At 34.0% G+C, this 11,386-nt stretch carries 10 protein-coding genes and 3 tRNA genes; 5 read left to right on the forward strand and 8 right to left on the reverse strand.

Going from position 1 to position 11,386, the window contains the following annotated elements; translation table 11 throughout:
• The first annotated feature begins 22 nt into the window (after positions 1–22).
• Positions 23–862, forward strand: coding sequence for an aldo/keto reductase (locus NWE55_RS10035; protein ID WP_155091158.1), 840 nt, complete (start codon positions 23–25; stop codon positions 860–862).
• 80 nt (positions 863–942) lie between these two features.
• On the opposite strand, the gene NWE55_RS10040 is transcribed toward NWE55_RS10035, so the two are convergent.
• A complete protein-coding gene (locus NWE55_RS10040; RefSeq protein ID WP_155091157.1) occupies positions 943–2,178 on the reverse strand; it encodes a 3-deoxy-D-manno-octulosonic acid transferase in 1,236 nt (411 codons plus the stop codon).
• A 170-nt stretch (positions 2,179–2,348) separates the two neighbouring features.
• Between NWE55_RS10040 and NWE55_RS10045 the strand changes: the two genes are divergently transcribed.
• The gene (locus NWE55_RS10045; RefSeq protein WP_155091156.1) at positions 2,349–3,479 is read left to right on the forward strand and encodes a DegT/DnrJ/EryC1/StrS family aminotransferase; all 1,131 of its coding nucleotides are present in this window, start codon (positions 2,349–2,351) and stop codon (positions 3,477–3,479) included.
• Positions 3,480–3,532: 53 nt separating this feature from the next.
• Here NWE55_RS10045 and NWE55_RS10050 read toward each other — a convergent pair whose 3' ends face one another.
• The 7 genes from NWE55_RS10050 to NWE55_RS10080 all read right to left on the reverse strand — a co-directional run bounded on the left by NWE55_RS10050 (position 3,533) and on the right by NWE55_RS10080 (position 10,898).
• A complete protein-coding gene (locus tag NWE55_RS10050; protein ID WP_155091155.1) occupies positions 3,533–4,744 on the reverse strand; it encodes a multidrug effflux MFS transporter in 1,212 nt (403 codons plus the stop codon).
• A gap of 67 nt (positions 4,745–4,811) precedes the next feature.
• Entirely contained in the window at positions 4,812–5,684 is an 873-nt protein-coding gene (gene fabD / locus NWE55_RS10055; protein ID WP_155091154.1) for an ACP S-malonyltransferase, read from the reverse strand.
• A gap of 118 nt (positions 5,685–5,802) precedes the next feature.
• Positions 5,803–7,902: a peptidylprolyl isomerase gene (locus NWE55_RS10060; protein WP_155091153.1), complete on the reverse strand. Its 2,100-nt coding sequence runs from the start codon at positions 7,900–7,902 to the stop codon at positions 5,803–5,805.
• A 199-nt stretch (positions 7,903–8,101) separates the two neighbouring features.
• Positions 8,102–8,326, reverse strand: coding sequence for a hypothetical protein (locus NWE55_RS10065; protein ID WP_155091152.1), 225 nt, complete (start codon positions 8,324–8,326; stop codon positions 8,102–8,104).
• On the reverse strand, positions 8,327–8,887 hold the full coding sequence (lptC, locus tag NWE55_RS10070; RefSeq protein WP_155091151.1) for an LPS export ABC transporter periplasmic protein LptC: 561 nt from the start codon (positions 8,885–8,887) through the stop codon (positions 8,327–8,329).
• Between the two features lie 9 nt (positions 8,888–8,896).
• Positions 8,897–10,171, reverse strand: a complete 1,275-nt coding sequence (gene bamG / locus NWE55_RS10075; RefSeq protein ID WP_155091150.1) for a BamG family beta-barrel-assembly machinery protein — start codon at positions 10,169–10,171, stop codon at positions 8,897–8,899.
• Positions 10,143–10,898, reverse strand: a complete 756-nt coding sequence (locus NWE55_RS10080; RefSeq protein WP_155091149.1) for a type III pantothenate kinase — start codon at positions 10,896–10,898, stop codon at positions 10,143–10,145. The genes bamG and NWE55_RS10080 overlap by 29 nt, the downstream gene beginning before the upstream one ends.
• A gap of 129 nt (positions 10,899–11,027) precedes the next feature.
• Between NWE55_RS10080 and NWE55_RS10085 the strand changes: the two genes are divergently transcribed.
• The 3 genes from NWE55_RS10085 to NWE55_RS10095 all read left to right on the forward strand — a co-directional run bounded on the left by NWE55_RS10085 (position 11,028) and on the right by NWE55_RS10095 (position 11,307).
• Positions 11,028–11,100 (forward strand) — tRNA-Phe (locus tag NWE55_RS10085).
• A 32-nt stretch (positions 11,101–11,132) separates the two neighbouring features.
• Positions 11,133–11,205 (forward strand) — tRNA-Phe (locus tag NWE55_RS10090).
• Positions 11,206–11,231: 26 nt separating this feature from the next.
• Positions 11,232–11,307: transfer RNA gene (locus NWE55_RS10095), tRNA-Phe, on the forward strand.
• Positions 11,308–11,386 lie beyond the last annotated feature (79 nt).

Below are 11,386 nucleotides of genomic sequence, written 5' to 3' on the forward strand. Positions count from 1 at the left end.
CTAATATAAATCGCAAACTAAAATGGATACATATACATTAAGTAATGGAGTCAAAATTCCTTCTGTAGGATTTGGAACTTGGAAAGCGGCTGAAGGAGAACAAGCAGTAAATGCTGTTCTACAAGCCTTAGAAGTAGGATATAGACATATTGATACAGCATATTTCTATAAGAACGAAGTTAGTATCGGTAAGGCCATTCAATTATCGAATGTCAAGCGCGAAGAAATTTTTGTAACGACAAAGTTATGGAATGAGCATAGGGGATACGATCGTACATTAAAAGCTTTTCAGCATTCATTGGATAATTTACAATTAGCGTATATCGATTTATATTTAATTCATTGGCCAGCATCGAGTAATCAGTTTGCAGATTGGAAAGAAGTTAATGCTGATACTTGGAGAGCACTTGAGAAGCTTTACAAAGAGGGTAAAGTTCGCGCTATCGGTGTATGTAATTTTCATGAACATCACTTGCAAGCTCTGCTTGATGTAGCAGAGATAAAGCCGATGGTCAATCAAATAGAGTTTCATCCCGGTTTTATGCAAGAAGAGGTTGTTTCTTTTTGTGCAAAAAGCGGTATACTCATTGAAGCATGGAGCCCAATCGGTAGAGGGAATGTTTTGGATAGTGAATTATTGCAGTCACTTGCTTTAAAGTACCATGTAACTGTTCCGCAATTATGTTTGCGATGGATATTACAAAAAGGGCATTTACCTTTGCCAAAATCAGTTACTTCTCATCGAATAAAAGAGAATTTAGATTTGTATCATTTTGAAATTGACAGCAAAGATGTTGTGTTAATTGATAAAATGTCCTATATTGGTGGTTCGGGATTGCATCCCGATCGTGTTGACTTCTAAATAAAGGAGGTCTTCAGTTACAGTATAATTATTAATTCATATAAAAAAGGTAAACAGATTCAATCTGTTTACCTTTTTAATTATAGGATATGTTGTAGTATTTTATCCGTGGCATTTTTATTTTTTAGAATAAATTGACTGGATATTTGACCAATTTTAGCTCTTTGATCTTCATCTTGTAGCAGATCGTTAAATGTATTATTTAGTTCGTTCTGATTGTGAATGACCTTGCATCCCCCTAAAGCTATCAAATCTTTTGCTTCTTGAAACTTATTGTATTTTGGACCTATAACAACTGGCACTCCAAAGGTAGCAGCTTCTAATATATTGTGTATCCCCGCTCCAAAACCTCCACCAACATAGGCAATATCTGCATAGCTGTATGCTTTAGTAAGCAGACTATAGGCATCAATTATATAGACGGTGTACTGACTGAGTATTTTACCTTTGTGCTCAGAGTGTAAAACAAGTGGTTTGTTAATGGATTTTATGAGATTATTGATTTGCTCTTGTTTGATATTATGAGGTGCAAATATGAATTTTGTATTTGGATCTTCGTTATTATTAATATAATCGCAAATGAGTTTTTCGTCTTCTGGCCAAGAACTTCCCACTACCACAGTTTTACTGTTCTTGTCATTGGTAAACTGATCTAAGAAATCGAGAGTATTGCAATTGTCTAAGATTTGTGAAACTCTGTCAAATCTCGTATCCCCAACGATTTCGATGTTTTGGAAATGCAATTGATTAAGTAGACGTTGCGAAGTGCTATTTTGAACAAAGAAATAAGTGAATGCTTTAAGAGCTTTGCGATAGAACCCTCCATACCACTTAAAAAACACTTGATCTTGTCTAAATATTCCCGAGATGAGGTAAGTATTAATATTTCTTTTGTGTAGTTGATGTAAGTAGTTTGGCCAATACTCGTACTTTACAAAAAAGGCCTTTTCTGGATGTGTAATATCTAAGAACTTTGTTGTGTTGTGGATAGTATCCATAGGCAAATAGACTGTAACATCTGCAATAGTATTGTTTTTCTTTACTTCAAAACCGGATGGAGAAAAGAAAGTTAATACAATCTTGTAATCAGGATACGCTATCTTTAATTTCTCCATGACAGGTAATCCCTGTTCATATTCTCCTAATGAGGCAACGTGTATCCAAAATACTTTATCATTTTTTCCAATTTTGTCCTTCAATGTGATAAAAGATGTTTTTCTACCCTGTACAAAGAGTTTTATCTTTTTGTTGAATAGAGCTACAATATGCAAGATAAAAATAGCGCAATAGGTCAGTAAATTGTATAAATAAAACATAGAAATATCTTTATGTAGCGAAATTACGTTTCTTTTGAGAAAGATTGGACTTCGAACATAAGAATTTATTACTTTTGTAAGTGCAAATATATCTGGAATAAGTCTTCTAAATCATTGCTGTATAATTGTTGCGCATTGATAAAGAATATAAGATACTAAAGAATATTAGGATGAAAAAAATTCAAATGGTTGACTTGAAAAGTCAATATGAAGGAATTAAAGAGGAAGTAAATAAATCTTTACAAGAGATTTTAGAATCTTCAGCATTTATAAACGGACCTCAAGTACACTCTTTTCAAGCAAGTTTAGAGAAATACTTAGGTGTAAAACACGTGATTCCTTGTGCAAATGGTACAGATGCTTTACAAATCGCTATGATGGGCTTAGGTTTAAAACCTGGAGATGAGGTGATAACAGCAGATTTTACATTTGCAGCTACAGTAGAAGTGATTGGTTTACTACAATTGACACCTGTGCTTGTGGATGTTTGTCCAGAGACATTTAATATATCAATTGATGCTTTAAAGAAAGCAATTACTCCAAAAACAAAAGCAATTGTTCCCGTTCATTTATTTGGACAGGTAGCTAATATGGAGGAAATCATGAAGGTAGCTAAAGAGCATAATTTGTATGTAATTGAGGACAATGCTCAAGGAATTGGAGCTACTTATACTTATAGCGATGGTACACAAGCTAAAACTGGTACAATTGGACATGTAGGTGCTACGTCATTTTTCCCATCTAAGAACTTAGGATGTTATGGGGATGGTGGTGCTATTTTCACAAATGATGATGAATTAGCTCACGTATTGAGAGGAATAGTTAATCACGGAATGTACGAACGCTATCACCATGATGTAATTGGAGTAAACTCTCGATTAGATAGTATGCAAGCAGCAGTATTAAATGCTAAATTGCCAAAATTAGATACATATAATGCAGCAAGACGTAAAGCTGCTCAACAATATTCTGCCGCTTTAGCTAATCATCCAAATGTGATTACTCCTAAAGTTGATGGAGGAGAAGATGCTCATGTGTTTCATCAATATACACTACGCATTGTAAATGCTGATAGAAATGCCTTGATGGCTCATTTGCAGTCTAAAGATATTCCTTGTGCTATTTACTATCCAATACCATTACACAGTCAGAAAGCTTATTTAGACCCACGTTATAATGAAGCTGACTTCCCTGTTACTAATCAATTGGTGAAAGAAGTACTTTCTTTACCTATGCACTCTGAACTTGAGGAAGATCAAATAAAATTCATAACAGACGAAATAAAAGCTTTCTTAGGATAAGGTTTTAAATGATTTTAAATTGAAAAGACTACCATTTTACTGGTAGTCTTTTTTTATTTATTGTTATTTGCGAGCTTTCTTTCATTTTTTGGGTAAGTAATTTGATTGACTGTAAATGAAACTAATCCGCATAACATTAGCGATATTGCAACTATGTTCATCGCTCCGTCATTTAAACTGTTTAAAAGCAATGATGTTAGAAATGTAAAAGCTAATTGAGATGCTCCAAAGAGCGCAGATGCTGTCCCAGATTCTAATTTGAATGGTGCCAATGCTAAAGTAGTTGTCGTTGGGAAAATCATTCCTAATGGCAGAACAAAAGTGAATAGAGGAATTAGTTGAATATAGATGCTAACATTTATTTCTATAAATAACCACAACAGCCCTGCAGAGATAATCTGTATACTGGTACCAAGTCTTATAATGTCCTTGGGGTCTAATCTCTTTCTCAAAATAGAGGAGGTTAAGAATGATCCAAGCATCAAACCGCAAGAATTAATCATAAAAATAAAGCTAAAAGTGGTACTGCTCAGCCCACCAGATTCCATTACCAAAACAGGTGAATTGGAAATGTATAGCATTAAGCAACTATAGGCTATACTGCCAATAATGGTGTAGGTTATGAAAGTTTTGTTTTCAAACAACCTTCCATAGTTTTTCAAGATTGATTTAACCTTTAAAGAAGGTACTCGCTGTGTACTATCTTCCCTTAGAAAGGAAGAAGTCATAAAGATACTTAATGTAGCAAAAAGTGCCATTGCTGTAAAGACATGTTGCCAATCAAAGTACTTTAGTATTACATTACCTAATACAGGTGCAATAATGGGAGCTATTCCTCCAATTAAAGCAAGAATACTGAATATTTTTAGAGTTTGATCTTTATCAAATCGCTTATTCACTATTGCTCTTGCAATTACAACACCTCCACTACTGCCAAATGCTTGCAAGAATCGATAAATCCACATCATCTCTATTTCTTGAACATAGATACAAGCTAAAGAGGAGATGATAAAAATTGATAAGGAGATTTGAATAGGTCTTTTACTACCGTACTTATCAGAAATTGGTCCCCAAAAGAGTTGACCAATAGCTAACCCTCCTAAAAAGGTGGATAGTGATATCTGTACTCTATTTATTTCGGTACTTAAATCATTTGCAATCTTTGGGAATGCAGGTAAATACATATCGATAGCTAATGGACCTAATGCAGTTAAGCTAACAAGTGTTAGGATTAGTATCCATTCTTGTAAAGAGAGTTTTTCCAAAATTTAATGAAATAGAAAATCCTTGGCCTAAAGCCAAGGATTGATTTATATTATTGTTTTTAGTAAGTTATGCAGAGTGTGTGTCTGCATCTTTGTCGATTTTTTTGATTAATCCCACTAATACTTTTCCTGGGCCTACTTCAGTAAAAGATGTAGCTCCATCAGCAATCATTTGTTGTACAGATTGTGTCCATCTTACAGGTGCTGTTAATTGAACGATTAAGTTCTTTTTAATCTCTTCAGGGTTGCTTACAGCACTTGCAGTAACATTTTGGTATACTGGGCAAATTGGCTGATTGAAAGTAGTAGCTTCGATAGCTGCTGCTAATTCTTCTCTTGCAGGCTCCATCATAGGTGAGTGGAATGCTCCTCCAACAGGTAATAGTAATGCTCTTTTTGCCCCAGCTTCTTTTAGTGCTTCACAAGCTTTCTCTACAGCTGATGTTTCACCAGAAATCACTAATTGGCCTGGACAATTGTAGTTTGCTGCTACAACAACTCCGTCAATTTGGTTGCATACTTGTTCAACGATTGCATCTTCAAGACCTAAAACAGCAGCCATAGTTGACGGTTTTATCTCACATGCTTTTTGCATTGCCATAGCACGCTGTGAAACTAATTTTAAAGCATCTTCAAAAGCTAATGTACCATTTGCAACTAATGCTGAAAATTCTCCTAAAGAGTGACCAGCTACCATCTCTGGTTTAAAATCCCCTATTGTTTTAGCTAAAATAACAGAATGTAAGAATACTGCTGGTTGAGTTACTTTTGTTTCTTTTAATTGGTCTGCAGTTCCTTCAAACATGATATCTGTAATTCTGAAACCAAGGATTTCATTCGCTTTCTCAAACATTTCTTTTGCAAGGTCTGAGTTTTCGTATAAATCTTTACCCATTCCTGTAAATTGAGCTCCTTGTCCAGGAAATACATATGCCTTCATAAGTTTAGTTTTTAATTTGAAGAACAAAAATAAGCTATTTTTATTACTTTGATGTAATGCTATAAAAAAAGGTCATCTGAAAATCAGATGACCTTTTTATGGATATATGTTTTTAAGATTATTGGTAAACAGCGATTCTGTTATCTTCAATCTTAGCTCTGTCTTTAAGTACATTCATTGTTCTACCTTGAACTTGACTACGATCAGTATATTCTATTCTTGACTTATACGAATTAACATTGATGTCTGGTGCATTAGTAACACTTGTCGTTTTAATCATGTATACTCCACGTGCTCCATCGATAAGTTTAGAGTTTGTATTTACTTCAGTAGCAAAAGCAGTTCCAACAACTTGTGGTTCATAACCTGACATAGGAATTAAAGGTGCTTTAATCGTTACATCAGTTGTAGAAGCTATAGATGCATTTGAACTTTTAGATACTTCTTCTAAAGTAGCTCCTGTCATTTTAGCTCTAATGATTTTAGCTTTTTTCTCGTTCATTAAGATAGGTTCTACAGCCAATCTCGCTTCAGAAACAGAAGCTAAACCTGTGTTGTTAGTTGTAGTAACTTTGGCAATGATATGACCATCAGCATTATCAAAACGCTTGATATCTCCTTCTTTTGTGTTTTTGTTGAAAGCCCAAGTTCCAATAGCACGTTGTTGACCTATACCAGGTAATTGATCTTGGAAAGGATGTAAAGTTACTTTTGTTTGTGTATCTAAGTTCATTTCTTTTGCTTTAGCGATAAAATCACCCGTAGCAGCAGCTTGTTCTAATGATGTGGCTTTGCTGAATACTTCATCAGCAGTAGCATCAGATACTTCAATTTTTCTAGCAATATTTGCTAATTTCACTCCTTCTTTTTTGTCCAACACCTGAATTACGTGGAAACCATATTCAGTTTCAGCAATTCCCATTTTACCTGTAGGGTTATTAAAGATGAAATCTTCAAAACCTTTAACCATTGTACCTTTTGAAATACCTTCGTATTTACCACCTTTTGCTTTTGATCCAGTATCCTCTGACTCTAATGCTGCAAGAGTTGCAAATGAAGATGAATCTGCTTGTACTTTAGCTAAGATTTCTTCAGCTTTTGCTTTAGCTGCTTCTTTTGTTCTTGTAGTGTTTGCCATTTGAGCTCCTTCATATGTGATTAAGATATGAGCAGCATCAACTGAAGCTCCAGGTTTTTTATCTACTAATCTTGTTAAATAGTAGTAATCACCTAAGATATAAGGACCAAATACTTTATTAGGTTCAAGGTTGAATAATTCTTCTTGGAACTCTAAAGGCAAATCCTTTTTAGCATAATAAAGTGAATCATATGGTAAATCTGAATTAGCGATAACAAATGCTTCAACATTTTTTACCGTTCTAAATCCAGCAATTGTATCATTTTTGTTTGTTTCAGCGTTGTATTGAATACTTGGTTTTAAGAAACCTTCAATAACCTCTTTAACTTCTTCTTTATCTTTGTTTGATGGTAAGCTCGGAACGAAAGCATATTCAATTACACGAGTAGGTTCAGATTTGAATCTGTTTTCGTGTTTTTTCATATAGTCCAATATCTCAGCATCACTTACAGAAGCTTCTTCGTTGTTAATTGTAGAGTATGCAATAGTAACATAATCGAAAGATACTTTGCTATTATCTGTTTTATAAGCAAACTTAGCATCAAGGTCTGTTGTATATAGACCACCTTGAATAAGTGCAAAGTACATTTGTTGTAAACCAAATCTTTCTAAATCTTTTTCAAAGGCAAGCCATTGATTCCACATTTCTGGACCACCGCTTTTGAAAGACAGGATAAACTCGTTAAATTTTTGAGTGTTGAATTGTCCAGCTTCGTCGAGAAACTCTGGGTTGTTTGCAAATACTGGGTGACTTTTGGCAACGTTTACCAATTGCTCTTTCCCAATGCGCAAACCAAGTTTCTCTATCTCCTCATTTAGAAGGATAGTACTCACTTGCTCGTTCCAAATAGTTTCGATAGCTTGGCTATTTGAAATCTGTTGTTGTTGCTCTAACTGTGCGACACGTTGAGAAAACTCTCTTGTATTAATTTCGTGACCATTAATTTTTCCTACGTTACGAGGTGGCGCTCCTGCACCAGTTCCTCTAACCACATCACCAACGATAAATGCTAATAATGCAATTCCAATTCCTGCAATTAACAGCGCAGATCTTTGTCTAATTTTTGATAAAACTGCCATGCTTTTCTATTATGTGTAATTTTTTCAGTGAGCGAAAATACAATTATCTTATTAATAATAAAAGAGGTACTCTTATTATTTTAGTATTATTGATTGTTTTTTTTTAATTAATTAGTTTGAATTTTATAAAACTTTTCGCCTTTTTGTTTTTTTTGATTTTATTTTCGTCTTTTTACTTATAATTTATAAGTAAAAAGTACTACTTCTTAGTAGTACTTTTTGTATTGTTATTTTTAGTTTGTTCGTAACCTTCCATTCTCGTAACTGATTTTTTTCGAAAAAAGAACATAAAAACAGCTACAGCTGCTATAGCAATACCTAACCAAAAGATACCTTCGCCTTTAATGAACTTATCTACTACGTCGTAGACAAACAATATAGCGATAAAAAGGTAGAAATAGGGGATAATTCTTAATACTTTCATTTATTTTTCTTGTTTGATGCTTTCAGCATAACTGTTTTGTGCTTTTATTACGCTTAGTTTACTGTCGAAATCTATTCCTACTCCTGTGGTAAAGTTGTCTTTATCTGTTGATGCCTTATACTTGCCTTCCGTATATAACCAATCATTCTTTTGATCATAGTATAATTGATCAGATTCAAGTTTTTTACCATCTTGAGTAGTAATGACTACATTTCCTTGTAGGTCTATTAGCTCAGTCTTTGAATAGCTAATTGCATAGTCAGCTACTACTGTTGTTTTTTGATCGTTTTTGTCAATAAACGTAACATGAACGCCTTCTGGAAATTCAGTAAACTGATTTGCTACATTAGAGTAATCTAACATTTTGTCACTTACCAATATAGCTTTTACCCTTCCAGAATCTACATATTGAAGATAGATATTCTCTCCTTCTCCTCCAGGGAAAAAAGAAGTTCTGTTTAGGGATTGTATATTCTTGAAATTATCTTCACACGATGTCAATGCAAAAACTATCGCAAGTAGGGATACGGTAGTGACTATATTTTTTATTATTTGAGCCATCCAATATTACTATTCGAATCTTCTTCGTTTAAACCAAATGTCATTTAATGAGAACCCTACATTTATGCTAAAGTAGTTTTCTTTGATTAAACCATGACTGTCTTTTCCTCTCGATCCATATTCAAATCCGATATTTAGATTTGTAAGTGATCTACCTGGTAATGGTAGTCCAACACCAGCTGATACGGCATAATCATTGATTGATTGATTATTTAGCACTAAACCAGTATTTTCATATCTAAAACCTGCTCTATATACAACTTTGTTAAAGTAACTTGTAAAAGAGTTGTGTTTTGGAATGTAAAAACCTCCGATAGAATATCTTTTTGTATTTTCAAAGGCTGAGATTGGGGATACATTAGTACTTGTAGCAAGTTTGCTGTTTTCAATATAAGTAAACTGACCTCCAATAAACCATTTGAACTGTTTACCTATACCTGCTCCTAAGCTTAATTGTTGAGGATTAGTAATTTTTTCATCAGAGTCTACTGTGATAATCTGATCAATCATTCTATTTGGGTTATACACATCCCAAGTCTGTAACTTTGTTAGGTTATCAGTATTCCATTTTGTTTCTGGACTGTAGGTAATATTTGTTTGCCAATCATACCCATTTAACTTTCCTTCATATTGAGCTGATAGTTTCATTGCAAAACCTTTGTAATCAACTCTTCTCTTTTCGATTGTCTGAGTAGCTAATGCTATACCATCTCCACGGTCCTTGATCCAAGTAGCAATATCATTACTTGTATTTCCGAAGTGGTAACCAGCATCAATACCTAAGTGTAAGTGAGGAATTACTTCATAACCAGCACCAACAAATACTCTGTTCACACCGCCGTCACCATTATATGAATTTGTAGTTACTCTGTTGTTTTCGTCTGTGTGAATACCAGTAATTTTATAACCAACATTTGACTGAGGTTGTAAACCGAAAACCACACCTAATTTTTGAGTAATAATTGGTAATCCTATAGCAATATAATCGACAGATTGTCTTTTAACTGCATCAGTTTGTCCATTTGCTTTAAAATCATAGAACTTCGCTGTTGCTCCAATTGAAAATGCAGTGTGTTTTAATTTGCCATAAGAAGCAGGATTCTGTAAGTTAATGTGGATACTGTCAGCATAAACACTAGTACCTCCCATAGCTCTATACTCATTTGTACCACTATAGTTTACATTTCCTATTCCGTAGAATGAATACGGAGTAGCTGTTCCTTGCTGAGCTATAGCTGCAGTTCCAAGAAGTAGGCTAAAGCCTAATAGAATTTTTTTTATCATTTTCAATTATGTATTGATATAAGGCGTTCAAACTTTCTAATAAAAAGTTTGAATTAGCAAATATTATATTTTTTAATCTTTTTGCCAAAAAAAGTGTGTCACCACCTGTTAAAATAATTGTTAAAGAAGGGTATAATTCTTTGTATTGGTTGATGATACCATCTATTTCGGAAACTATACCATTAATAACGCCTGAATGGATTGCTTTATTAGTGCTGTCGCCAATTAAATAATCTATATCTTCAAGCTTTAATAGTGGAAGTTTGGCTGTGTAATCGTTTAGAGATTTATATCGAAGTGAAAAACCTGGAGATATTGCACCCCCAGTGTATTCATTTTTGTGATTAATAAAATCGTATGTAATGCAAGTGCCTATGTCAATGACTAACTTGTCTTGATTTGGATAAAGTAAAGAAGCTCCTGCAGAAAGTACAATCCTGTCAATTCCTAATGTGTTTGGAGTAGTGTAATTATTTATAAATGGCAAAGGAGATTGATGATTAATCACCATTAAATTGGTATTTTGTCTAAGCCAATCTAATTCACCTGTTGCTAATTTTCCTACTGATGATAGTATTGTCGGAGTATTTTTTGGTAGGTGAGTAAATTTTTTTTGAAAAAAAACAAGAAAATTTTCACCTTCAAAAGTGAATAGGTTTTCAAGTCTATTGTTTTCAAAGTGAGCTATTTTGGTTCTTGTATTGCCAATGTCGATGGTTAAAATCATTTCAGTTTTCTTAGAAAAGCCAAAGGTAGTGAATGATTTTTTTTATAAAAAGTTTTGGAAGTAATAAAATCTGTTCTATATTTGCAACCGCTTAAGAGAACAAGATTCTCGATTACTAAAAGGCAAAAAGGTGCCTTAGCTCAGTTGGTAGAGCAAAGGACTGAAAATCCTTGTGTCCCTGGTTCGATTCCTGGAGGCACCACTAAATTACCTTTTAGTAAACATAAGAAATTGGGTGCCTTAGCTCAGTTGGTAGAGCAAAGGACTGAAAATCCTTGTGTCCCTGGTTCGATTCCTGGAGGCACCACTAAAATTTCTTATTTAAAAGCAACTGGTGCCTTAGCTCAGTTGGTAGAGCAAAGGACTGAAAATCCTTGTGTCCCTGGTTCGATTCCTGGAGGCACCACCAGAAAGCCGATACAGTAATGTATCGGCTTTTTTATTTTAGTATTTCTTGATAGTGAAGATGGGAATCAGTAACAAAAGAG

The sequence above is a fragment of the Myroides albus genome (assembly GCF_024722315.1).
Classification (GTDB): Bacteria; Bacteroidota; Bacteroidia; order Flavobacteriales; family Flavobacteriaceae; genus Flavobacterium; species Flavobacterium album_A.

What these genes read in the sequence shown, in the direction of transcription:
- NWE55_RS10035 (WP_155091158.1), top strand. Translation starts at nt 23, where the DNA reads ATGGATACATATACATTAAGTAATGGAGTCAAAATTCCTTCTGTAGGA.
- NWE55_RS10040 (WP_155091157.1), bottom strand. Translation starts at nt 2,178, where the DNA reads ATGTTTTATTTATACAATTTACTGACCTATTGCGCTATTTTTATCTTG.
- NWE55_RS10045 (WP_155091156.1), top strand. Translation starts at nt 2,349, where the DNA reads ATGAAAAAAATTCAAATGGTTGACTTGAAAAGTCAATATGAAGGAATT.
- fabD (WP_155091154.1), bottom strand. Translation starts at nt 5,684, where the DNA reads ATGAAGGCATATGTATTTCCTGGACAAGGAGCTCAATTTACAGGAATG.
- NWE55_RS10060 (WP_155091153.1), bottom strand. Translation starts at nt 7,902, where the DNA reads ATGGCAGTTTTATCAAAAATTAGACAAAGATCTGCGCTGTTAATTGCA.
- NWE55_RS10065 (WP_155091152.1), bottom strand. Translation starts at nt 8,326, where the DNA reads ATGAAAGTATTAAGAATTATCCCCTATTTCTACCTTTTTATCGCTATA.
- lptC (WP_155091151.1), bottom strand. Translation starts at nt 8,887, where the DNA reads ATGGCTCAAATAATAAAAAATATAGTCACTACCGTATCCCTACTTGCG.
- bamG (WP_155091150.1), bottom strand. Translation starts at nt 10,171, where the DNA reads ATGATAAAAAAAATTCTATTAGGCTTTAGCCTACTTCTTGGAACTGCA.
- NWE55_RS10080 (WP_155091149.1), bottom strand. Translation starts at nt 10,898, where the DNA reads ATGATTTTAACCATCGACATTGGCAATACAAGAACCAAAATAGCTCAC.